The organism is Halomonas sp. IOP_31, assembly GCF_021151495.1.
GTDB lineage: Bacteria > Pseudomonadota > Gammaproteobacteria > Pseudomonadales > Halomonadaceae > Modicisalibacter > Modicisalibacter zincidurans.
Genome location: NZ_JAIRBP010000006.1, coordinates 101,205 through 124,173, shown reverse-complemented (window position 1 = coordinate 124,173; position 22,969 = coordinate 101,205). Strand labels below are relative to the sequence as shown.

Sequence of the window (22,969 nt, the reverse complement as noted above, 5' to 3'; positions counted from 1 at the left end):
GCATGAATGATGCGACGCTTTTTCCGCCGTTGGAACTGTTCACCTACCAAGCCAACCTGTGGTGGCGCGGCCTGCGCTACCTGGACACGCTGCGTGAGCGCGCGGACAACATGCTCGAGCATGAGCAGGCCGGCAAGCCACCGCTGCTCGACTTCGACTATGAAATGATCCTGGACGGCCGGCGGCTGGAACGCCCCGCCAACTATGCCCTGCTGCGTATCACCCGGGTCGGCGAGGACTGTCTGGAAGACTGCCTCGACGCCAGCAAACCGCCGGTGATGATCGTCGACCCGCGCGCCGGCCATGGCCCGGGCATCGGCGGCTTCAAGCGCGACTCCGAGGTCGGCATGGCGCTCCACGAAGGCCACCCGGTCTACTTCGTGATCTTCTTCCCCGAGCCCGTCCCCGGCCAGACGCTGGAGGACGTGTTGCACGTCCTGCGACGCTTCGTCGAGACGCTGGCCAAGCACCACCCCGGCAAACCGCCGGTACTCTACGGCAATTGCCAGGCGGGCTGGGCCATCGCCCTGCTCAGTGCCGACTGCGAGGGCCTGGTCGGGCCGGCGGTACTCAACGGCTCGCCGCTGTCCTACTGGTCCGGCGAATCCGGCGTCAACCCCATGCGCCTCGCCGGCGGTCTGCTGGGCGGCGCCTGGCTCACTCATCTGTTGGCGGACCTGGGTGACGGGCGCTTCGATGGCGCGAACCTGGCCACCAACTTCGAGACCCTCAAGCCGGCGAACACCTTGTGGAAGAAGGACTATCAGCTATTCGCCGATATCGAGGGACAGCGCGAGCGATTTCTGGGGTTCGAGCGTTGGTGGACGGGCTTCTATAGCCTGAGCAAGGAAGAGATCACCGCCATCGTCGAGAATCTCTTTATCGGCAACCAGATCGAGCGTGGCGAGTTCGAGCTCTGCCCGGGCTGCACCGTCGATCTCAAGCGCATCCGCAACCCCCTGGTGATCTTCGCCTCCGGCGGTGACAACATCACCCCGCCCCATCAGGCGCTCAACTGGCTTCCGGCGGTGTACCCGAGCACCGAGGCCTTGAAGGCCGCGGACCAGCGCATCGTCTACCTGCTCAACCCCCACGTCGGGCACCTGGGGATCTTCGTTTCCGCCAGGGTCGCGCGTCTCGAGCACCGAGCGATCCTCGAGAGCCTCACAGAGCTGAATGACCTGGCCCCTGGCCTCTACGAGCTGCGCATCGACAACCCCACCGGCGACCCCGACTGCCACAAGCCACAGTTCCGGGTGCATTTCGAGGAGCGCCGGGTGGAGGACCTGGATTACCCTTCTCAGGCACCGGCGTTCGAGCGAGTGCGCGCGCGCTCCGAGCACAATGTGGCCCTCTATGAGACCTTCGTCGGGCCCTGGGTGCGGTTGTATACCACCCCCTGGTCGGCCGAGGTACTGCGTCAACTGCATCCGGCACGGACCAGCCGGCTGATGTTCTCGGAGCGCTTCGCGCCCTGGATGGGCAGCGTGAAGTGGCTTTCCGATATGGCCCCACCGGAAAGCGTCTCTGTCGAGGGGCGAAATATGTATCGCCAGTGGGAAACGCTGACGAGCGATGCGATCACCTCGACCTTGGAACTGGCCGGCACAGCGCGCGATGGCTTCAGTGAACTGCTTTTCACCAGATTTTATGGTGGGTCATGGCCCGGTGGCGAGGAACACTAACAGCGCCGCTTGAAGAAACGCTTACCGATCAGCAAAAGACAGGAGTTTCGTCATGCCCAGCGAACACCGCCTCGGCGTCAACGAGGTCAATCTGGTCATACGCAAGTTGAAGTTAAAACCCGGCGATCAGCAGGATCTTCAAAGTGCAATTGCCGAAATCGATCAACTCTTTGGCCTCGACAAGGTATCTTCCGATGACAGCAAGCGGATGCTTCACCTAGCCTATGACGCCTCGCGACTCTGTATCGAGGGTATCGAACAGATCCTGACAAGGCATGGCATCGAAATCAGTCAGGGCTGGTGGAACCGCTTCAAGGAAGAGCATTACCGGTTCGTCGATCAGAACATCAAGGACAATGCCGCCAAGGAACCCTGGAGTTGTCATTGAACCTTGCCGTCAGTCAAGTCGTTGGGCGGCGGTGTATCAGGAGGTCAGTCAATGTCGACGACGCCATCCATTCTGGTGGTCAACTGCGGTTCATCCAGCCTGAAATTCGCCGTGTTCGCCTTGACGAAGGAGCTTCAACGCCTGGTATGGGGAGCGGCCAGTGGGATAGGCACGTCGCAAGGCCGGCTTCAGATGTCGAATGCACAGGGAACGGTGGACGACCACCCAGCGCAATTGACCGATCATGCCACCGCCATCGAGAAGGTCGACATCCTTCTTCGACAGCAGACAAGCCGACTGGACCTGGTCGGCATCGGACACCGGGTTGTCCATGGTGGCTCCGATTGCGACTGCCCTCAACGGATCGATACCTCCCTGCTGGATCGACTTCACGCTCTGGTGCCACTGGCGCCGCTGCATCTGCCGCACAATCTGGCCGGTATCGTCGCCATGCGCGCGCATTTTCCCGGTGTGCCCCAGCTCGCCTGCTTCGATACGGCCTTTCACCACGGCCTACCCCAGCTCGCCCGGCACACCGGCCTGCCCCGGGAGTACGAGGCCCAGGGGGTACGCCGCTATGGCTTTCATGGGCTCTCCTACGAGTTCATCGTCGAAGATCTGGTGCGCCGCCACGGCCCCGCAGCGCTCGATGAACGACTGGTTGTCGCCCACCTGGGCAACGGCGCGTCCCTCGCGGCGATTCGCCAGGGACGCAGCCTCGAGACCACGATGGGCTTCAGCGCCTTGGGCGGCATGCCCATGGGCACCCGCAGCGGCGACCTGGACCCCGGCATCCTGCTGTATCTGGCCGGGCATTACGGGCTCGATGCCGAAGAGATCGAGCAACTGCTCTACCGCCGCTCCGGTTTGCTGGGCCTCTCCGGTGTCAGCGCCGATATGCGCGAACTTTTAGCGCGCCGTAATGACATTCCGGAGGCCGCCCAGGCGATCGACTTCTTCTGCCATCGTGCCCGCCTCTTCATCGGCGCCCTGAGCGCCGCCCTCGGCGGACTGGACCGACTGATCTTCACCGGCGGCATCGGCGCAAACGCGCCGGATATCCGCATGCAGATCTGCGATGGCCTGACGTACCTCGGCGTGACGCTGGACCCGCAGCGCAACCGCAAGCCCGCGCCGCTGATCTCCGTCGCCGACGGCCCGGTCCGGGTAGAGGCCGTGACTACCGATGAAGAACGGATGATCGCCACGCACGTACAGCGCACGCTGGCCAACGCATGTTAGCCAAAACAGGAGGTGGCATGACCACGATGGAAGCCCAACGTCCAGCAACGCTCGATAATCTGATCCAGCAGGCCCGGGGCGAGGACCCAATACGGGTCGCCGTGGTCAACGCAGCCCAGGCGGCGGTGCTGAAGACACTACGCGAGGCCAAACGGCTCGGGATCGCCGAGCCCGTGCTGATCGGCCGGCCCGACGAGATCGCCGAAGCCGCCTTGGTACTCGGCTGGGAGATCGACCTCGAGGCCGTGATCGAGGCCGACTCGGAGACGGAGGCCGCCCGACGTGGGGTAGAACTCGTGCTCGACGGCCACGCCGATGCGCTGATGAAAGGGCATATCCACACCGACACCTTCATGCATATCCTGCTGGGCAGCGGCCTACGGCAGCCCGGCCGACGCGTGAGCCACGTCTTTTTGGTGGACGTGCCCGACTGCCCACGCCTGTTGGCTGTGACCGATGCGGCGGTGAACATCGCCCCCGACCTCGACGCCAAGGCGCAGATCCTGCACAACGCCATCGAGCTGATGCACATGGTAGGTGTCACAACGCCCCGGGTAGCGGTCATTTCCGCTGTGGAAACGGTGAACCCGGCCATCGTCTCCACCCTGGACGCCGCCTGCCTGACGTTGATGGCTCGCCGCGGCCAGATCACCGGTGCCGAGGTCGACGGGCCGCTGGCCTTCGACAACGCCATCTCCGAGCGCGCGGCCCGGGAGAAGGGCATCGACTCCCCGGTGGCGGGCAAGGCCGACATCCTGCTGATGCCGGATCTGATCTCCGGCAACGTGTTGGCCAAGAACTTCGAGTACCACGCCGGCGCCACGGCAGCTGGCGTGGTCATGGGGCTGACGGTACCGGTGATGCTGAGCTCCCGAGCCGACCCGCCCGAGGCTCGGCTGGCGGGGCTGGGGGTCGCGGCCTTGATGTACCTAGCGGGCATCCGCCTGGCCCTGCCTTCCTCTGGCGAAGTCGAGTCCAGCTTCTGCTGTTCCCCACAACCCGAGTCGACCTGCCGCCCCAGGGAGGTGCACTGATGGACACCACGCCCCGCCCCCGAGCAGGCCCGTTTCGTCGCATCGACTTGGTCGGCGGCTCGCGGCCATCGAGAGCAATGGCTTCCTGATCGACTTCTTACATGACCGTTCTGCCAGCGCTCGGAGCGCCCCACATGCCAGACGCCCAGTTGTTGAAATCCATCCTGCGTAAAGAAAGACTGACGCCGCTCTTCCAGCCCATCGCCGATGCTGGCGGCCGTGGCATCTTCGGCTATGAGGCGCTGATACGCGGTCCGGTCGGCACGCCACTCGATTCGCCCTGGCGCTGTTCGACACGGTCGCCCGCAGCGGACACCGGGTCGAGCTCGACCTGTTGTGCCGTCGCCTGGCCAGTTCATGCAGTCACTGCTGAACGTCTCGCTCAGCCTGGGTTGTCAGGTCATTTGCCGAAGGCATTGAAACCACCGGCGAGTACCATTGCCTATGGGGCCTGAACTGGCCACCCCAGCGAGACTTCGCCGGAAACCACCGCTCACCTGCTGCCAGCCAGCCCCCGAGACCGGCACTTTAATCATTCCGTTTGTGTCAGCGCGGCCTGAAAAGCCCACGCACATCATCGTCCCGGTCGGTGGTCGCAATATTCGCCTTCTGCGCCAGCACGCTCCACAATAAGGTCGAGGTTGCCGGCGTCCCTTGCGAGCTCTCCGGTCTGATCACCGACCCAGCATGGACGCCGGTCGGTAACGGCACGCCGCCTATCGAGCGTTCGTGAAGCCAAACAGGATAGGGAGATCCTTCATGCTGGGCCTAGACAGCCTCGACCTGGCTCGACTGCAATTCGCGACCACGGTGATGTACCACATCATCTTTCTCGCCTTGAGCATCGGGCTGGCGACCTACCTGGCCTTCGTCCAGGCCATGTGGATGAAGACCGGCAACCCCATCTACCTGGGCATCTTCAACTACTGGAAGCCGCATTTCGCCGCGAACTATGCCGCCGGGGTCATCTCGGGGGTGATCATGGCCTTCGAGTTCGGCACCAACTGGAGCGGCTTCTCGTCCCGGGCCGGTGGCATCAATGGCGTGTTGCTCACCTACGAGGTGGTCACCGCGTTTTTTCTCGAGGCCGGCTTCTTCGGCATCATGATGTTCGGCGAGGGCCGGGTCAGCCCACGGGTACATTTCTTCGCCACCGCCATGGTCGCGCTGGGCGCCTACATTTCCACCTTCTGGATACTCGCTTCCAACAGCTGGATGCAGACCCCGGCCGGCTACGCCATCGAGAACGGCCAGTTCGTGCCGGAAAACTGGTGGAACGTGATCTTCAACCCTTCGATGCCCTACCGCTTCGTGCACATGTCGCTGGCCGCGTTGATCGCCACGGCCTTCGTCGTGGCCGGCATCGCCGCCTGGCACGTGCATCGCAACAGCCGCGACGCCATGGCCCGCAAGATGCTGTCGATGGCGCTATGGATGCTCACCTTCACGGTGCCGCTGCAGATCGTCGCCGGCGACCAGCAAGGGATCAATACCCGCGATCACCAGCCGGTCAAGGTCGCAGCCATGGAAGCCTACTGGGAGAACAAGCCCGAGCGCGGCGGCATGCCGATGGTGGTGTTGGCCTGGCCCGACAGCGAGGCCGAGACCAACCGGCTGTCACTGGAGATTCCGCGCCTGAGCAGTCTTTACCTGACGCGTTCGCTGACCGGCAAGATCGAGGGCCTGACCCAGTGGCCCCGGGACGAGCGGCCCAATGTGCCGCTGGTGTTCTTCGCCTTCCGGCTGATGGTCTACCTGGGCTTCGCCATGTTGGGCCTGGTCGCGCTATCGCTATGGCTGCGCAAGCGCCGAACGCTCTATGAATCGCGCTGGTTCCTGAAACTGATCATCCTGGCGACGCCGATCGGCGTCATCGCCATCGAGGCCGGCTGGGTCACCACCGAAGCCGGGCGTCAGCCATGGATCATCTACGGCCTGCTGCGTACCGCCGAAGGCGTCTCGTCGTTCAGTCCCACCACCCTGTGGACCAGCCTGGTGGGGCTATGGAGCATCTACACGTTGATCTTCACGACCGGCGCCTGGCTGTTCTTCAAGCTGGTAAGCAGGCCGCCCATGGAAAAGATGCCCGAGGAAGCGGCCGACCGGGAAGGCGAGCAGACGCAACAACCTCGCCGCCCCTTCAGCCGGCGTGACGAATCGGAACGTCGATAACGCCATCAGCCAACGCAGGGAGCGATTCAATGGGCCATGAACTTTTCGCAGTCATCTGGTTTTGTCTGATCGGCTTCGGACTGATGCTGTACGTGATCCTCGACGGCTACAGCCTGGGCATCGGCATCCTGTTTGCGTTCGTCGGCGAACAACGCCAGCGCGGCATCATGATGACCACCGCCCAACCCTTCTGGGATGGCAACCAGACCTGGCTGGTGCTCTGCGCCGCGGGGCTGTATGGCGCTTTCCCGCTGGTTTACGCGACGCTCTTTCCGGCCCTATACATTCCCGTGATCGTCATGCTGATGGCGCTGTTCTTTCGCGGCATGACGTTCGAGTTCCGCTTCGAAACCTCGACCCGGCGCTGGTTCGATAGCGGCTTCTTCGTCGCCACCACGCTCGCCGCCTTCATTCAGGGCATGATCGTCGGCAGCGTGATAGACGGTCTGCAGGACGACAGCGGCCAATACACCACCAGTTTCTTCGGCTGGTTTTCGCCCTTCGGCTTGCTTACCGGCGCCGCCCTGGTGATCGGCTATGCCCTGCTGGGCGCGGCCTGGCTGATCGTCAAGACCGACGGCGCGCTGCAGGCACGCTTTCTGCGCCTGGTCAGGCCGCTGCTGCTGATCTTCATCGTCGCGCTGGTGATCGTTGTGATCGGCACGCCGTTGATCAACGCGCACGTCGCCGAACGCTGGTTCAGCCTGCCCAGCGGGCTCTATCTGGCGGCCATCGGCGTTGTCATGCTGGCATTGGCGATCGGCGCCATCCTAAGCGCCGGCCGTGGGCATGAGAAGCGGCTGTTCGCACAGATTGTCGGCCTGTTCGCGATGGGCTGCACGGGGCTGGCCATCAGCCTCTACCCCTTGCTGATCCCGCCCGACATCACGATCTGGAAAGCGGCCTCGAACCGCTCGAGCCAGTTTTTCCTGCTGATCGGCTACGCCATCATGATTCCGATCATCCTCAGCTTTACCCTTTACAGTTACCGCGTCTTCGCCGGCAAGGTGCGGGAGAGCGAAGACTAGCCATGCCCACACGCAACGAGAGCGACCTATGGCTGGCCCGGCAGGCCCGACATGGCGGCTATTGGACACCCCTCGCGATTGTCGCCGGCAGCGCCGCGACGCTGTGCCTGTTCGCCCAGGCCTGGGCGATCGCCACCGTCGTCCAGCGCATGGTGCTCGATGAGGGCCGGCTGAGCGAGCTCACGGTGCCGCTGGCCGTACTGCCGCTGGCCTTCATCGGCCGTGGCGCGCTTGCCTGGCTGAAGAGCGAAACGGCGACCCGCAGCGCCATCGGCGTGCGCCAGGCGCTGCGCCGTCGGCTGCTCGATCATCTGGCGCAGCGCGGCCCGCTGTGGGCACGCCAGCAGCACAGCGCCACGCTGGGCAACCGGATCTGGGACCAGGTCGACGCGCTCCACGGCTACTACGCCGATTACCGCCCGCAAGTCTGGCTGTGCCTGACCATACCGCTGCTGATCCTACTGGCGGTCTTCCCGCTGAATTGGGCCGCCGGCGCCATCCTGCTGGCCACCGGCCCGCTCATCCCGCTCAACATGGCGATGGTGGGTATCGGCGCCAAGCAGCGTCAGCAGGCTCAGTTCCTCGAGATGACGCGCATGAACCGGCACTTCCTCGACACCCTGCGCGGCCTGGCGACGCTCAAGCTGTTCGGCGTCAGCCGCCAGCAGGCCTCGGTCGTGCATCATGTTTCGGAAAATTTCCGCCACCGCACCCTGCGCGTGCTGCGCCTGGCCTTTCTCTCTTCGACCCTGCTGGAGTTCTTCAGCTCGCTGTCGATTGCCCTGCTGGCGATCTATATCGGCTTTGGCTATCTGGGCTATTTCGAGTTCGGCGCCTGGGGCCGCGGGCTCGATCTCTACAGCGGGCTGTTCATCCTGATTCTCGCGCCGGAGTTCTACCAACCGCTGCGCGATCTGGGCAGCCATTACCACGCCAGGTCCGAGGCCCAGGCCGCGGCCGAGGATCTGATGCCGATGCTCGCCGACGAGCACGCCGCAGCGCCGGCCCAGGCCGATTGGCCGGTTCCCGAACGGCTGGGCGTTCATCTCCAGGGCGTCAGCTGCCGCTATGCCGGCCAGCGCCACCCGGCCCTCGACGACATCGAGCTGACCCTGCATCCCGGCGAGACGCTGGCGGTGATCGGCCCCAGCGGGGCCGGCAAGACGACGCTTTTGAACCTGCTGATGGGCTTTCTGTCCGCCGAGACCGGCACGCTGACCACCGACGCCGGCATGCCAATCGATCGCCTGCCCCGCGAGGCGTGGCATCGCGCCATCGGCTGGGTCGGCCAGCAGCCCGCGCTATTGCCCGACAGCCTCGCCGAGAACCTGCGCCTGGCCGCCCCCCAGGCCGACGAACGCGCGCTCTGGAACGCCCTGGAGGCGGTCGATCTCGCCGAATGGGCGCGCCGCTTGCCCCGTGGCCTGGCCACGCCGCTGGGTGAAGGCGGCCAGCCGGTATCCGGCGGTCAGGCGCGGCAGATCTCGCTGGCCCGCGCCTGGCTGCGCCGCGCGCCGCTGATCCTGCTCGACGAACCCACCGCCAGCCTCGATCGCGACAGCGAAGCGCGGGTCCTGCGCGGCCTCGCCCGGCTCAAGCGCGGCCGCACCCTGGTCGTGCTCAGCCACCGGCTGGAACTGCTGCAACTCGCCGAGCGTATCCTGATGCTCGACGAGGGCCGCGTGAGCGCGCTGGGGACACTCGCCGAGCTCAGCGCCCCCGGCCAGCCGCTGGCCGGTCTCGACAGGCCCGCTAACGACGAACCCGAGCCCGCCGGAGACCGCGCACATGACTGATCGGGGCGGGCCGACAGCCAATGAAACGTGGCGCGAACTGCGCCCCTACCTGGCACCGCTGCGCGCGCATGCCGGCCTGTTCATACTGGGCATCGCGCTCAATCTGCTGGCCTTCTCCGCCAGCATCGGGCTGATCGCGCTATCCGGCTGGTTCCTCAGCGCGACGGCGCTGGCCGGACTCAGCGCCGCCACCGCTTTCAACTTCTACCTGCCATCGGCCTGGATTCGCCTGTTCGTGCTGGTGCGCACCGCAGGGCGCTACGGCGAACGGCTCACCTCGCACCAGGCCACCCTCAAGCTGCTCTCCGCCCTGCGCGAGCGCGCCTATCGGCATATCGAGCCGCTGTCGCCGGCGGCGCTGCAGCGTTACGGCAGCGGCGACCTGATGACCCGCCTGACCGCCGACGTCGATGCCCTGGACGGGCTCTATCTGCGGGTCCTCATGCCGTCGATCGTCGCGCTGTGGGTGATCGTCGGCTGCGGCGTGGTGATCGGCGTCTTCGCCCCGGGCATCGGCCTGTTCGCCGCCACGGCCTTGCTGGCGTCGGCGCTTCTCGGCCCGTGGCTCGCCTGGCGCCGGGGCCAGCGGCACTCGGCGCGCTGGCAGGCGCTCGACGCTCAGCTGCGCGGACGGCTCATTGCCCGGCTCGCCGCCTTCTCCGAGCTGCTGCTCTACGGCCGCTGGACCCACGAGCGCGACACCCTGCTCGCCGCCCAGCGCCAACGCGACGCCGAGGAGCGGCGCCTGGCCCGGCTATGGGGGCATTCGCAACTGCTGACCCACACGCTGCTCGGCATCAGCGTGACCGTGACCCTGGCGCTGGCCGCCTGGCTGGTCGATGCAGGCACTCTCGATCCGACGCTGCTCGCGCTGATGGGCCTGGCGGTACTCGCGGCCTTCGAAGCCATCGCCCCGTTGCCCAAGGCCATGCAGGACCTGGGGCGACTGCGACACGCCGCGGCGCGGCTCAACCGCCTGCATGCCGAGCTGCCCGGCGTCGACTATCCCGATGTCGACCGCGCCACGCCTGGCGATGCGCGCCTGAAGGTCGAGGCGCTGCGCGTCTGCTTCGACGGCATTCCCGCGCTCGACGACGTGACGCTGGCGATCGCCAGCGGCGAACACGTCGCCCTGCTCGGCGCTACCGGTAGCGGCAAGACCACGTTGCTCAATGCCCTGCTGCGCTTCGTCGCCCCCCAACGGGGCACGCTGAGCCTGGGCGGAGCGGCGCTTGACGCGCTGAGCGAGCCCAGTTTGCGCCAGGCGTTCGCCGTCGCCCCGCAGGACGTTCACCTGTTCGTCGCCAGTTACCGGGAAAACCTGCTGATCGCCGCCCCCGAGGCCAGCGACGCGACGCTGATCGAACTGCTCGAGGCGCTGGGACTCGGCGACTGGCTGGCCAGCCAGCCGGCGGGGCTCGACAGCTATCCCGACGAAGGCGGCAGTTCCCTGTCGGGCGGCCAGCTACGCCGCTTCGGCGTCGCTCGCGCGCTGCTCTACGAGGCGCCGGTGGTGCTGCTCGACGAACCCACCGAATGGCTCGACGAGGCCAGCGCGTCACGCGTGCTCGCCGAAATACGCCGGCGTTGCCGGGGCCGCACCCTGCTGCTGGCCACCCACCGTTTACGCGAGCTCGATCGCTTCGATCGCATCGCCGTGCTCGACGCCGGCCGAGTGCTGGAATTCGACACCCCGCAGGCGCTGCTCGCCGATGCCCGGAGCCGCTACGCGGCACTCAGGCGGCGCACGGTCATCGCTTCTTAACGGCGGGCATGGCGCAGCGAACGGTCACGGCAAGGAGCCGCTCAGCGCCATGTCCGATAGCCTGCTAGGCTCAGATGAAACGCTCTTGCGTTAGGGACTTTTCGTTAGCGACTCATCAAGGACGAGAATCATGGCGAAACTCGAGGAGTATCGCCGCAAGCGCGATTTCCGCAAGACCCGCGAGCCGGCCGGTGACGATAACGCCGCTTCATCGAGCGGCGAGCGCTACGTGATGCACAAGCACGCCGCCAGCCACGACCATTTCGACCTGCGCCTCGAACAGGACGGCGTGCTCAAGAGTTGGGCGCTGCCCAAGGGCCCCAGTCTCAGACCCGGCGAAAAGCGCCTGGCCGTCGAGGTCGAGGACCACCCCCTGGATTACGGCGACTTCGAAGGCATCATCCCGCAGGAATCCTACGGCGGCGGCACGGTCATGCTGTGGGATCGCGGCCGCTGGCAGCCGACCGGAAAGCGCGACAGGAACCGCATCGACTTCACCCTCGACGGCGAAAAGCTGCGCGGCGCCTGGACACTGACGCGGATGACCGGGGGCCAGCAGAAGAGCGACAAGAACTGGCTGTTGATCAAGCGCCACGACGACGAGGATTCACAGGATCAGACGCTGAAGATCAGCGACGACGATCGCAGCGTCGCCAGCGACCGCACCATGCACCAGATCACCGAGGACGTCGACAACGTCTGGCAGGCGAAGGCAAGCGACGAGCGCGCCGGGCAAGGTGCGACCGAAAGCGATGATGGCGAGCACACCCCGGCTCCGTCCCAACGCGTAGGGAAGTTGAGCGGGGCGCGACGTCAGGCCCTGCCCAGGGAGACCAATCCGCAGTTGGCGACGCTCGACGGCGAGATCGTCGCCCTCGCCCCCGACGGCATCAGCAGTTTCCGACGTCTGCAGGAGGCGCTGAGCCGCGGCGACACGCGCAGGCTGATCTATCAGGCCTTCGACCTGCTGCACCTCGACGGCTACGACCTGACCCGCGTCGCGACGCAAAAAGATCCTGGCCGCGTTGCTGGAGGCCGCGAGCTTCGACAACGCCAGCCGCATTCGCTATTCCGATCATATCGACGCCCAGGGCGAGACCTTCTACGAACGCGCCTGCCGGCTGGGGCTGGAAGGCATCATCAGCAAGCGCGCCTCGAGCCACTATCACAGCACGCGCAGCAAGCAGTGGCTCAAGGTCAAGTGCGCCAACCACGAAGAGTTCGTGATCGGCGGCTACACCGAGCCCGACGGTTCACGCAGCGGCTTCGGCGCCCTGCTGATGGGCGCCTTCGACGACCAGGACCGGCTGGTCTACGCCGGGCGCGTGGGCACCGGCTTCAGCAAGCGCCTGCTCGAGACGTTGAGCGCCGCGCTGCGCGATCTCGAGACGTCGGAGTCGCCCTTCGCCGGCTCGATCCGGAACAGCCGCGGCGTGCACTGGGTACGCCCCGAGCAGGTCATCGAAGTCGAATTCGCCGGACGCACCCGCGATGGTCTGCTGCGCCACCCGGCCTTTCGCGGCCTGCGCGAGGACCGCAACCCCGAGGAGATCCGCATGGCTTCCGACAAGGATGAATCGGCAGCGCCGTCGCGCTCCGGCAAGTCGTCCCGCCCCAGCGACAGTGACGAAAGCAAGGCCGCCTCGCGGAGCAAGCGAGCCAGCGGTTCCAGCGCGTCGCGCAGCGGGCAAACGACGCAGGTACTCGGCGTGCGTCTGACCCACGCCGATCGAGTGCTCTACCCGGAACAGGGCCTGACCAAGCTCGACCTGGCGCGCTACTACGAGGCGATCCAGGACTGGGTCATGCCGCATCTCGCCCGGCGCCCGCTCGCGCTGATGCGCTGCCCCGAGGGGCGTGACGGCGAGTGCTTCTTTCAGAAGCATCCCCGGGTCGCCATTCCCGACAGCGTGCCGCGTATCGACATCGACGAGAAAAAGGGCACGTCCGAGTATATCTACGTGGAATCGGCCGCGGACCTGATCGCGCTGGTGCAGGCCGGCGCGCTGGAAATCCACCCCTGGGGCAGCCGCGTCGGCGATCTCGAAAGACCCGACAATCTGGTCTTCGATCTTGACCCCGCCCCCGGCGTGGCATGGCCGGAAATCGTCCGTGTCGCCCGCTCGCTGCGCGAACGCCTTGCCTCGCTGGGCCTCGAGAGCTTCGTGCGGGTCACCGGCGGCAAGGGACTGCATCTGGTGGTGCCCATCGAGCCTGCACTCGAATGGGACGACGCCAAGGCGTTCGCCAGGGCGCTCGCCCGGCAGGAGGCCAAGGCGGACCCCAAGCGACTGACCACCAACCTGTCGAAGGCTCAGCGCGAGGGGCGTATCTTCATCGATTATCTGCGCAACGGCCGCGGCGCCACCGCCGTGGCCTCCTATACCGTGCGTGCCCGCGAGGGCGCCCCGGTATGCGTGCCAGTTCGCTGGGACGAACTCGACGCCAAGCTGAAGCCCGACCGCTACACCGTTCGCAATCTGCCGCGACGGCTCGCCTCGTTGCGCAAGGATCCCTGGGCGGGTTTCGACGACGCCCGGCGCGCGATCGACGCCAGGATGCGCCAGGCCGTGGGTCTCGGCTAATTTGGCCGCCCGAAACCGCGGCTAGTTCAGCCGCCCGAAACCGCGGCTAGTTCAGCCGCCCGAAACCGCGGCTAGTTCAGCCGTCCGAGGCCCCGGCAGTTGGCCGTCCGCAGCCACGGCCGGCTGCAAACCAGTCATTCTCAAGGAGCGCGAACATGACGACGATCCCCAGGGACGGCAAGCTGGACAGCTCGCTGTCGCTACTGCGCGAAGGCAATCATTTCATTCCCCGGCGATGCCAGCGCCTTCGCAGCGATATCTTCCAGACCCGGCTATTGTTCGAACCGACGCTGTGCCTGCACGGCGAAGCGGCGGCGCGGCTGTTCTACGATCAGTCGCGCTTCACGCGCGAGGGCGCCGCCCCGGGGATGCTCAAGAAGACGCTATTCGGCGAAGGCGGCGTGCAAGGCCTGGATGGCGAGGCCCACCGCATTCGCAAGCAGCTGTTCATGTCGCTGATGACCGCCGCGAACATCCGCGAGCTGGCCGAGCTGGCCACCGAAGAGTGGCGAGTCGCCATCGACGCCTGGCAACGCCGGGACCAGGTCGTGTTTTTTCACGCCGTTCAGGAGATTCACCTGCGCGCCGCCTGCCGGTGGGCCGACCTGCCGCTGTGCGAGGCGGAAGTCGTCAAGCATTGCGCCGATATCGCAGCGATGATCGATGGAGCCGGCGGCGGCGTCGGTTGGCGCTATTGGCGGGCGCGTCGCGCGCGTATCCGCAGCGAAGCGTGGATCGGCGATCTCGTCGAACGGATCCGCGCGGGGCGGCTCGAGGTCGACAAGGAACGCGCGCTGTCGCGGGTCTGCTGGCACCAGGATGCCGACGGGCAACTGCTCGACACGCAGACCGCGGCCGTGGAAGTGCTCAACCTGATACGTCCCACCGTGGCCATCGCACGCTACGTGACCTTCGCCGCCTTGGCGCTGCATGAACATCCCGAGTGGCGCCAATCGCTGCCCACCGACGCCGCCCTGCTCGACGCCTTCGTTCAGGAAGTGCGTCGCTACTACAGCTTTTTCCCGTTCCTCGCCGCCCGGGTCCGCGCCGACTTCACCTGGCAGGGTTACCATTTCCCTCGCGGCACCCGGGTCCTGCTGGATTTGTTCGGTACCAATCGCGACCCGCGCAGCTGGCGAGAGCCGGATACGTTTCAAGGCGATAGATTCCTCCGCGAAGCGGCCAACGCCTACAACTTCATTCCCCAGGGCGGCGACGAGCATGCCACCCATCATCGCTGCCCCGGGGAATGGTTTACCGAAGCGCTGATCAAGGTGGCGATCGAGCAACTGCTCACCCGGATGCGCTATCGCGTACCGAGCCAGGCGCTGGATATCGATTGGTCGCGGACGCCGATCATCCCGACCAGCCGCTTCGTGATCGACCAGGTTCAAGCGCTGCCGTACGGCCAAGCGGACCCGACAACGGGCGAGATGCAGGAGAGCTAGAAGGACGATGCGCAGGGCCCGGCGTCGATCCCGGCCGGGCCCCTGAAACAGCTATAAAGCAGTTATAAAGATGTGGAGATCGAATGGCTCAGAGGCGAGCGTCTGCCGAGGGCCGATCGGCGAGCACCTGCTTCAACAGTGACAATTGATAGGACGAATCGGGATTAGCGTAACGGGCCATGATGCGTGCCACCTCGCCCTTGATCAGGCTCTCGACGTAATGCTGGTGGGTAGCGATGAATCCATCGCACAGATGACAGTAAAGGGCTTCATCCGGAGCCGGGTCGCCTTCCCAGCTATTGACGGACCGGCACGTGGGACAGATTACATTCCGTGAGCGATTCAACATGATGGCTTCCTGCCTTTGGTTGACGTCGGTTCGACTTCTTAAAGCTACCATCGTCCGCGCAGACAATGGATTAACCCGTGTTACCTGCGCGCAACGACCCCGCAGCCCTTGAGGATGACCCGGCACAGAAAGTCGGTGATCGCCTGGTAATCCCCGTCGTTCAACGCCATGCGGTCGGTGATGCCCAGCACCTGGGCCTCGAAGTCGGCGTAGTGCTGGGTGGCCGACCAGATCAGAAAGATCAGCCACACCGGATCCACCGCATCCATCAGCCCTCGTGCCGTCCACTGCTCGAAGACCCGCGCGCGGGACTCGACCCAGTCGCGCAGTTCGCCACGCAGGTACTCCTGCAAGAAAGGCGCACCCTGCAGAATCTCGGCGGCAAACAGCCGCGAGCCTTGCGGATGACTGCGCGTCAGCGCCATCTTGCTGCGAATGAAGGCCTCGATGACCTCGGCGGGGTCGTCGTCGACGCTGATATCGTCGAGCATGGCGTTCCAGCGGCTCATCATCCGCTCGAGCAGCGCCACGTAGAGTTGGCGCTTGCTGCCCACGTAATAGAGCACGTTGGACTTGGGCAGCCCGGCCGCCTCGGCGATCGCCTGAATGCTCGTCCCCCGGTAGCCATGCCGGGCGAACACCTGCTCCGCCGCCTCGAGAATGCGCGGTTGGTTGCGCAGCCGGGCACGTGTGAACTCGGGCGTGGTGGTGGTCGTCATCGGTGTGCTCTGCCTGCCGGGAAGAGCCAAGCTTGCCCTAGCCGGGCGTACGACTCAACGCTCGTGGCGCCCGCCGCGTAGAACGCGCGCTGGCGGATGCGGCATGTCTCTTGCCAGGACAGTCGCAGTTGAACTGACGAGGGGCGCGGGGAATAAGCCGAAGAGGAGGTCCGGCGCCATGGATGGCGTCGGTAGCGTACATGGAGGTATTCACAGCGCCTCCTCGCAGGCTTATCGACGGATCAGCCCCGAGCGACAATGCTGCCCTGTGTCTCTTCCTTAGTCTCTTGCACAAGCAATGAGAATGCGCGACGCTGAAACTGACCATTCGGTCAATTCATTTCCTGGCCGGTCAATCCCCGGTTCGAACAGCGACAACAACGAGCTTCCGCGATGATCGACTTCTATCTCAATGGCCGACGCCAGCAGTGCGCCGATGCCAGCGCCGACACCAGCGTTCTCGAGCTGTTGCGCGGCGCGCTGGGCCGGACCGGCACCAAGGAGGGCTGCGCCTCGGGCGATTGCGGGGCCTGCACGGTGGCGATCGGCGAGCCCGACGCCAGTGGCGAGCTGGCCTACCGCAGCGCCAATGCCTGCATCGTCCCCGCCCATCAGCTCGACGGCTGCCACCTGGTCACCGTCGAGGGCCTGGCCCGCGGCGACGCCCTGCATCCCGTCCAGGCGGCAATGGTCGATTGTCACGCCAGCCAGTGCGGCTTCTGTACTCCCGGCATCGTGATGTCGCTGTTCACCCTGCACCAAGCCCAACGCCGCGTTCCGACGCCGTTGACGCCCGCGCGTCTGGAAGCGGCGCTCGGCGGCAACCTGTGCCGCTGCACCGGCTACCGGCCGATCCGCGATGCGGCGCTGCGCATGAGCGAGTATCCCGATACGCAGCCGAGCTGGGCCGACGATCCGGCGCTGGCCGCCAACGTGGCCGCCCTCGCCCATGATGCCAGCCAGCGCTCGCCGGCACCGGGGCATTACGCCGTGCCGACCACGCTGGACGCGCTGCGCGAGCTGCGCCGCCAGCGACCGCATGCACGGCTGGTCGCCGGCGCCACCGACCTGTGGCTTGAGGCCACCCAGCAGCTCAAGCCGCTCACGGAGCTGATCGATCTGCGCCGGGTCGCCGAGCTTCAGCGCATCGAGGAGACCGCCGAAGGCTGGTGGGTCGGCGCTGCGGTGACCTATTCACGGCTCGAGCCGCTGCTCGCCGAGCATTTCTCGGCTTTCGCCCACTTGATGCAGCGCTTCGCCTCGCTGCAGATCCGCAACCGCGCCACGCTGGGCGGCAATATCGCCAACGCCTCACCGATCGGCGACACCCCGCCGGTACTGCTGGCGCTCGGCGCGCGGCTGGCCATCGACGGCCCGGCCGGGCCGCGTGAGCTGCCGGTCGGCGACTTCTTCCTCGACTACAAGCGGACCGCATTGAACGACGGCGAGTTTCTGCGCGCGATCTTCCTGCCACGGCGGAGCCAGCTTCAGCACCTCAAGGTGTGGAAGATCGCCAAGCGCCGCGAGGACGATATTTCCACGGTGCTCGCCGCGTTCGCCTGGCGCCTCGAGGACGGCATGCTGCGCGACGTGCACCTGGCGTTCGGCGGGATGGCGGCGATTCCCCGCCGCTGCGCGCCCGCCGAGGCGGCACTCGAGGGCCAAGCACCTACCCCAAGCGTATTTGCCGACGCCAAGGCCGCGCTGCGCGACGACTTCCAGCCGCTCAGCGACGTGCGCGGCTCGAGCGAATACCGCCTGACGGTCGCCGCCAACCTGCTCGAACGGCTGCGCCTGGGGCTCGAATCCACCACCGCGGAGGTGTCGCTCGATGCGTACGCTCACTAGGCTTTCCAAGGCGCCCGAAACCGCGCCAGCCAAGGCGCCCGAAGCCGCGCCGGCCAAGGCGCCCGAAGCCGCGCCGGCCAAGGCGCCCGAAGCCGCGCCAGCGGTTGGTCACGAATCCGCCGAGGTGCGTAAAGAACAGGTCGGCCGCAACAAGGGCGACGGCCCGCTGGCCCGCGATCCGCAGCCGCGCACGCCGGCAAGCGATTCGCACCGCCACGAGAGCGCCATCAAGCACGTCATCGGGCGCGCCGCCTACATCGACGACCTGCCGGCCCCCGCCGACGCCCTGCATATAGCGCTGGGCTTCTCGCCGGTGGCCCACGGCCGCCTGACCCGGCTCGACCTCGAGGCAGTCAAGCGCGCCCCGGAGGTGGTCGACGTGATCACCGTGATCGATATCCCCGGACATACCGATATCGGCCCGGTGTTTCCCGGCGACCCACTGTTCGTCGACGACGAGATCAGTTACGCCGGGCAGACGCTGTTCGCCGTCGCCGCTACCAGCCACAAGGCGGCGCGCCTGGCGGTCAGGGCCGCGGTGGTCGAGATCGACGAGCAGCCGGCGAGTCTCGATCCGCTCAAAGCCGCCGAGCGCGGCGACGTGGTGCGCCCCACCCACGTCCAGCAGCGCGGCGACTGGCAGCAGGCGCTGAGCGAGGCCGAGCACGTCCTCGAAGGCGAGCAGTTCGTCGGCGGCCAGGAGCATTTCTACCTGGAGGGCCAGGCCTGCCTGGTCACGCCCAGCGAGGACGAGGGCGTGGTCGTCTATACCTCGAACCAGCATCCCAGCGAAACCCAGAAGCTGGTCTCCGAGGTGCTCGCCGTGCCCTTTCATGCGGTGACGGTGGAAACCCGGCGCATGGGCGGCGGCTTCGGCGGCAAGGAAACCCAGGCTTCGCCGTGGGCGTGCATCGCCGCGCTGATCGCCCGGCGTACCGGCCGCGCCGCCCGGCTGCGCCTGCCGCGCGCCGAGGACACGCGTGCCACCGGCAAGCGCCATCCGTTTTACAATCGTTACCGGCTGGGCTTCGACGCCGAGGGCGTGCTGGCCGGCGGCGAGATCACCGTGATCGGCGACTGCGGCTACTCGCCGGATCTCTCCGAGGCGATCGTCGATCGCGCGATGTTCCACGCCGACAACGCCTACTCGCTGGGCGCGGCTCGCGTCACCGGCCACCGCGCGCGCACCCATACCGCCTCGAATACCGCCTTTCGCGGCTTCGGCGGCCCCCAGGGGATGATGATCATCGAGGCGGCGATGGACGACATCGCCCGCCACCTCGGCGAGGACCCGCTGAGCGTGCGCAAGCGCAACTTCTACCGCGCCGGCCGCGACGTCACCCATTACGGCCAGCAGGTCGATCAGTACCCGCTGCTGAGCGAGATCGTCGAACGTCTCGAGCTCAGCAGCGACTATTGGACGCGCCGCGAGGCGATCCGTGCCCACAACGCCGCCAGCCCGGTCGTCAAGAAGGGCCTGGCGCTGACCCCGGTCAAGTTCGGCATCTCGTTCACCGCCAGGCACTTGAATCAGGCCGGCGCGCTGCTGCACGTGTATACCGATGGCAGCGTGATGATCAACCACGGCGGTACCGAGATGGGCCAGGGCCTGCATACCAAGATCTGTCAGGTGGCGGCCCGCGAGCTGGGCCTCGACATGGCGCGCGTGCGGATCACCGCCACGCGCACCGACAAGGTGCCCAACACCTCGCCCACCGCGGCGTCGAGCGGCGCCGACCTCAACGGCATGGCCGCCCGCGATGCGGCGAGCCAGCTTCGCGAGCGGTTGTTCGACTTCGCTGCGGAACACTATCAATTGGATCGCGAAGGCATGCGCCTGGCGGGCGGCGAACTGCTCGCCGGGCATGGCGAAAGCAGCCGGCGTATCGCCTGGGGCGAGCTGGTCCAGGCCGCCTATCTGTCGCGCATCTCGCTGTCCGCCAACGGCTTCTACTCCACGCCGCTGATCCATTACGACCGCGACACCGGCAGCGGCCGGCCGTTCTACTACTTCGCCTACGGCGCGGCGGTCGCCGAAGTCAGTCTCGATACGCTGTCCGGCGAGTACCGCGTCGAGCGGGTCGACATCCTTCACGACGTCGGCGATTCGCTGAACCCGGCGATCGACACCGGTCAGGTCGAGGGCGGCTTCATCCAGGCGATGGGCTGGCTGACCAGCGAGGAGCTCAAGTGGGACGCCCGGGGCCGCCTGCTCAGCGACGGCCCGGCGACCTACAAGATCCCCACCTACGGCGACCTGCCGCCGGCGTTCAACGTCGAGCTGCTCCAGGGCCATCCCAACTCGCAGGCCAGCATCTACCGCTCCAAGGCGGTCGGCGAGCCGCCGTTCATGCTCGGCATCTCGGTGTGGTCGGCGCTGCGCGATGCGCTGTCCAGCTTGAGCGACTATCGCCAGTCGCCACGCCTGGATACGCCGGCCACCCCGGAGCGCGTGTTGATGGCGGCACAAGCGCTGCGTCGATCAGTGAACGGCTCTACGCCATGAGCTGGCACGCGGCGCTGCACCGCCTGCAGCAGGCCGGCGAGCCCCACGCGCTGGCCAGCGTGGTCGGCGCGGCCGGCTCCACGCCGCGCGAACCCGGCGCCAAGATGGTGATCACCGCCGATGCCGTTCACGACACGCTCGGCGGCGGCGGCTTCGAATACCAGGTAATCGACGTCGCCCGCCAGGCGCTGCGCGCTTCACAAGACGATGGCCAGGGCGGCCCGCGACTCGAGGCCTTCCCGCTGGGCGCGCGCTCGGGGCAATGCTGCGGCGGCTACGTGCACGTGTTGATCGAGGTGTTCCCCGGCGCCGAGATGACGGTCGCGGTGTTCGGCGCGGGGCATGTCGGCCAGGCGTTGGTCCAACTGCTCGTCCCGCTGCCCTGGCGCCTGGCCTGGTTCGACAGCCGTGATGGCGTCTTTCCCGACTGGGCCACCGGGCAACCGCGACTGGCCTGCCGGCGCAGCGCCGACCCGGCGAGTGATGCCGCCTCACTGCCGGCGCATAGCCACGTGCTGGTAATGACCCACGACCACGGCGAGGATCGTGCGTTGATCGATGCGCTGCTGGGCCGCGACGACCTCGCCTCCATCGGCCTGATCGGCTCGCCCAGCAAATGGGCGAGCTTTCGCCGCCGGCTGGCCGCCGCCGGCCACAACGAGGCCGCACTGACCCGGGTGCGCTGCCCGATCGGCATTCCCCGGGCGACCGGCAAGCGCCCCTACGAGATCGCCCTGGCCGTGGCCGCCGAACTGCTGACGCTCACGCCGGCCAGCGCCAGCGAAATCGAAAGCGAACGACATGCGCACCGCGGCATCGAGCCACGCCGATTGCGCGAGGTCTTTTCGAGCGCCCCGGTCGCCGCCCCTTTTTCCGCAACCTCCTCTTCCGCCACTCCTTCCGGAGACCCTGGATGAGCGACGCCCGAGTATTGCGCGGCCCCCTGCTGAGCTTCAACGACGACCCCGGCGAGGACGACACGCCGGCCGCCGGCAGCGTGCTGCACATCGAGGACGGTGCGCTATGGCTGGAGAACGGCCGTATTCGCGCAGTCGGCGCCTACGCCGAGATCGCCGCGCAACTGCCCGCCGGCATCGCCCACGTCGATTACTCCGACAAGCTGATGATGCCCGGCTTCATCGACAGCCATGTGCACTACGTGCAGCTCGATATCATGGCCTCCTACGGCCGGCAACTGCTCGATTGGCTCAACGAATACACCTTCCCCGAAGAGTGCCGCTTCGCCGAGCGCGCCCACGCCGACAACGTCGCCGAGGCCTTCCTCGACGAGACGCTGCGCGTCGGCACCACCACCGCCCAGGTATTCTGCACCTCGCACCCCGGTTCGGTGGATAGCTTCTTCACCGCCGCTCGGCGCCGCGGCCTGCGTATGCTCGCCGGCAAGGTGCTGATGGATCGTCACGCACCGCAGGCGCTGACCGACACCGCGCTGGGCGGCGTCGACGACAGCGAACGGCTGATCGCCGACTGGCATGGCAAGGATCGGCTGAGCTATTCGCTGACCCCGCGCTTCGCGCCGACCTCGAGCCGCGCACAACTCGACGCCGTCGGCGGCGTGTTGCGCAATGCACCGGATGTCTACCTGCAGGCGCATATCTCCGAGAATCGCGGCGAGGTCGACTGGGTCGCCGAGCTGTTTCCCGAGGCCCGCGACTATCTCGATGTCTACGAGCGCCACGGACTGGTCGGCCCGCGCAGCACCTTCGCCCACGGCATTCATCTATCGATGGACGAACGCCGCCGGCTCGCCGCGGCAGGCGCCAATGTCGCCTTCTGCCCCACCTCGAATCTGTATCTGGGCAGCGGTCTGTTCGACCGCCATGCCTGCCGTGAAGCCGGGCTGGCGGTTTCGCTGGCCAGCGACGTGGGCGCCGGCACCGATCTTTCCGGGTTCGCCACGCTCAAGGCGGCCTACCAGGTCGGCCAGTTGCTCGCTCAACCACTCACCGCCTGGCAGGGCTTCTACCGGCTGACGCTGGGCAATGCCCGCGCCCTGCACCTCGATGAGCATATCGGGCGCTTTCGCGAGGGCGCCGAAGCGGACCTGGTGGCCCTCGATCCACGTGCGACACCGCTGCTCTCGCGACGGACCGCGCGCACCGAAACGCTGGCCGAGCGGCTGTTCGCGCTGATGATTCTCGGCGACGACCGCGCCGTGCACGCCACCTGGGCCAACGGCCGCTGCGTGCATCGACGAGGGGCGTGACGAAGGCTGAGTGATAGGGAGCTCACCTTGTTCCAGAGGGGGGTACTGTTCTAGGACCCCGTCGGACTTGACACTGACCTACTGCGAATCCCGGCCTTTCGGCCAATTCCATCGATCCATTTCGTTAAATAGCGCGCTATTCGCCTCAATCGATCGATAAATTTGACTCGAAACCCG

Annotated in this window: 18 protein-coding genes and 1 pseudogene; 16 read left to right on the top strand and 3 right to left on the bottom strand. The window is 66.6% G+C overall.

Going from position 1 to position 22,969, the window contains the following annotated elements; translation table 11 throughout:
* Nucleotides 1–2: 2 nt before the first annotated feature.
* The 10 genes and pseudogenes from K7I12_RS05440 to K7I12_RS05395 all read left to right on the top strand — a co-directional run.
* Nucleotides 3–1,685 carry a DUF3141 domain-containing protein gene (locus K7I12_RS05440; protein WP_231663368.1) on the top strand — a complete coding sequence of 561 codons (1,683 nt, stop codon included), beginning with the start codon at nucleotides 3–5 and terminating at the stop codon, nucleotides 1,683–1,685.
* 52 nt (nucleotides 1,686–1,737) lie between these two features.
* Complete coding sequence (locus K7I12_RS05435) at nucleotides 1,738–2,073, top strand: cation transporter (protein ID WP_231663366.1); 336 nt, start codon at nucleotides 1,738–1,740, stop codon at nucleotides 2,071–2,073.
* A gap of 51 nt (nucleotides 2,074–2,124) precedes the next feature.
* Nucleotides 2,125–3,315 (top strand): acetate/propionate family kinase, encoded by a 1,191-nt coding sequence (locus tag K7I12_RS05430; RefSeq protein ID WP_231663365.1) that lies wholly within the window; start codon nucleotides 2,125–2,127, stop codon nucleotides 3,313–3,315.
* A gap of 17 nt (nucleotides 3,316–3,332) precedes the next feature.
* Nucleotides 3,333–4,349, top strand: coding sequence for a bifunctional enoyl-CoA hydratase/phosphate acetyltransferase (locus tag K7I12_RS05425; protein WP_231663362.1), 1,017 nt, complete (start codon nucleotides 3,333–3,335; stop codon nucleotides 4,347–4,349).
* A gap of 134 nt (nucleotides 4,350–4,483) precedes the next feature.
* A complete protein-coding gene (locus K7I12_RS05420) occupies nucleotides 4,484–4,804 on the top strand; it encodes a hypothetical protein (protein WP_150113089.1) in 321 nt (106 codons plus the stop codon).
* Between the two features lie 304 nt (nucleotides 4,805–5,108).
* Nucleotides 5,109–6,521, top strand: coding sequence for a cytochrome ubiquinol oxidase subunit I (locus tag K7I12_RS05415; RefSeq protein WP_031383369.1), 1,413 nt, complete (start codon nucleotides 5,109–5,111; stop codon nucleotides 6,519–6,521).
* 29 nt (nucleotides 6,522–6,550) lie between these two features.
* Nucleotides 6,551–7,549 (top strand): cytochrome d ubiquinol oxidase subunit II, encoded by a 999-nt coding sequence (cydB, locus tag K7I12_RS05410; RefSeq protein ID WP_031383368.1) that lies wholly within the window; start codon nucleotides 6,551–6,553, stop codon nucleotides 7,547–7,549.
* Between the two features lie 2 nt (nucleotides 7,550–7,551).
* On the top strand, nucleotides 7,552–9,345 hold the full coding sequence (cydD, locus tag K7I12_RS05405; RefSeq protein ID WP_051907411.1) for a thiol reductant ABC exporter subunit CydD: 1,794 nt from the start codon (nucleotides 7,552–7,554) through the stop codon (nucleotides 9,343–9,345).
* Nucleotides 9,338–11,110 carry a thiol reductant ABC exporter subunit CydC gene (gene cydC / locus K7I12_RS05400; RefSeq protein WP_231663360.1) on the top strand — a complete coding sequence of 591 codons (1,773 nt, stop codon included), beginning with the start codon at nucleotides 9,338–9,340 and terminating at the stop codon, nucleotides 11,108–11,110. The genes cydD and cydC overlap by 8 nt, the downstream gene beginning before the upstream one ends.
* A gap of 130 nt (nucleotides 11,111–11,240) precedes the next feature.
* A pseudogene (locus K7I12_RS05395) lies at nucleotides 11,241–11,648 on the top strand (DNA polymerase ligase N-terminal domain-containing protein); the annotation flags it as partial.
* Between the two features lie 69 nt (nucleotides 11,649–11,717).
* Here K7I12_RS05395 and K7I12_RS05390 read toward each other — a convergent pair.
* Nucleotides 11,718–12,173 carry a hypothetical protein gene (locus K7I12_RS05390; protein WP_231663375.1) on the bottom strand — a complete coding sequence of 152 codons (456 nt, stop codon included), beginning with the start codon at nucleotides 12,171–12,173 and terminating at the stop codon, nucleotides 11,718–11,720.
* Here K7I12_RS05390 and ligD point away from each other — a divergent pair.
* A complete protein-coding gene (gene ligD / locus K7I12_RS05385; RefSeq protein ID WP_231663357.1) occupies nucleotides 12,136–13,695 on the top strand; it encodes a DNA ligase D in 1,560 nt (519 codons plus the stop codon). The two genes, K7I12_RS05390 and ligD, sit on opposite strands and share 38 nt — an antisense overlap.
* 155 nt (nucleotides 13,696–13,850) lie before the next feature.
* On the top strand, nucleotides 13,851–15,143 hold the full coding sequence (locus K7I12_RS05380; RefSeq protein WP_051907407.1) for a cytochrome P450: 1,293 nt from the start codon (nucleotides 13,851–13,853) through the stop codon (nucleotides 15,141–15,143).
* An 88-nt stretch (nucleotides 15,144–15,231) separates the two neighbouring features.
* Here K7I12_RS05380 and K7I12_RS05375 read toward each other — a convergent pair whose 3' ends face one another.
* Both K7I12_RS05375 and K7I12_RS05370 read right to left on the bottom strand, forming a co-directional pair.
* Nucleotides 15,232–15,492, bottom strand: a complete 261-nt coding sequence (locus K7I12_RS05375) for a hypothetical protein (RefSeq protein WP_031383364.1) — start codon at nucleotides 15,490–15,492, stop codon at nucleotides 15,232–15,234.
* An 80-nt stretch (nucleotides 15,493–15,572) separates the two neighbouring features.
* The gene (locus K7I12_RS05370) at nucleotides 15,573–16,211 is read right to left on the bottom strand and encodes a TetR/AcrR family transcriptional regulator (protein WP_231663354.1); all 639 of its coding nucleotides are present in this window, start codon (nucleotides 16,209–16,211) and stop codon (nucleotides 15,573–15,575) included.
* A 393-nt stretch (nucleotides 16,212–16,604) separates the two neighbouring features.
* Here K7I12_RS05370 and xdhA point away from each other — a divergent pair, with 393 nt between their 5' ends.
* The 4 genes from xdhA to guaD are packed head-to-tail and all read left to right on the top strand — an operon-like array spanning nucleotide 16,605 to nucleotide 22,792.
* Nucleotides 16,605–18,059: a xanthine dehydrogenase small subunit gene (gene xdhA / locus K7I12_RS05365; protein ID WP_231663352.1), complete on the top strand. Its 1,455-nt coding sequence runs from the start codon at nucleotides 16,605–16,607 to the stop codon at nucleotides 18,057–18,059.
* Nucleotides 18,043–20,565, top strand: coding sequence for a xanthine dehydrogenase molybdopterin binding subunit (xdhB, locus tag K7I12_RS05360; RefSeq protein ID WP_231663350.1), 2,523 nt, complete (start codon nucleotides 18,043–18,045; stop codon nucleotides 20,563–20,565). The genes xdhA and xdhB overlap by 17 nt, the downstream gene beginning before the upstream one ends.
* Entirely contained in the window at nucleotides 20,562–21,482 is a 921-nt protein-coding gene (xdhC, locus tag K7I12_RS05355; protein WP_231663348.1) for a xanthine dehydrogenase accessory protein XdhC, read from the top strand. The genes xdhB and xdhC overlap by 4 nt, the downstream gene beginning before the upstream one ends.
* Complete coding sequence (gene guaD / locus K7I12_RS05350) at nucleotides 21,479–22,792, top strand: guanine deaminase (protein WP_031383359.1); 1,314 nt, start codon at nucleotides 21,479–21,481, stop codon at nucleotides 22,790–22,792. Before xdhC ends, guaD begins: the two co-directional genes overlap by 4 nt.
* Nucleotides 22,793–22,969: the final 177 nt, after the last annotated feature.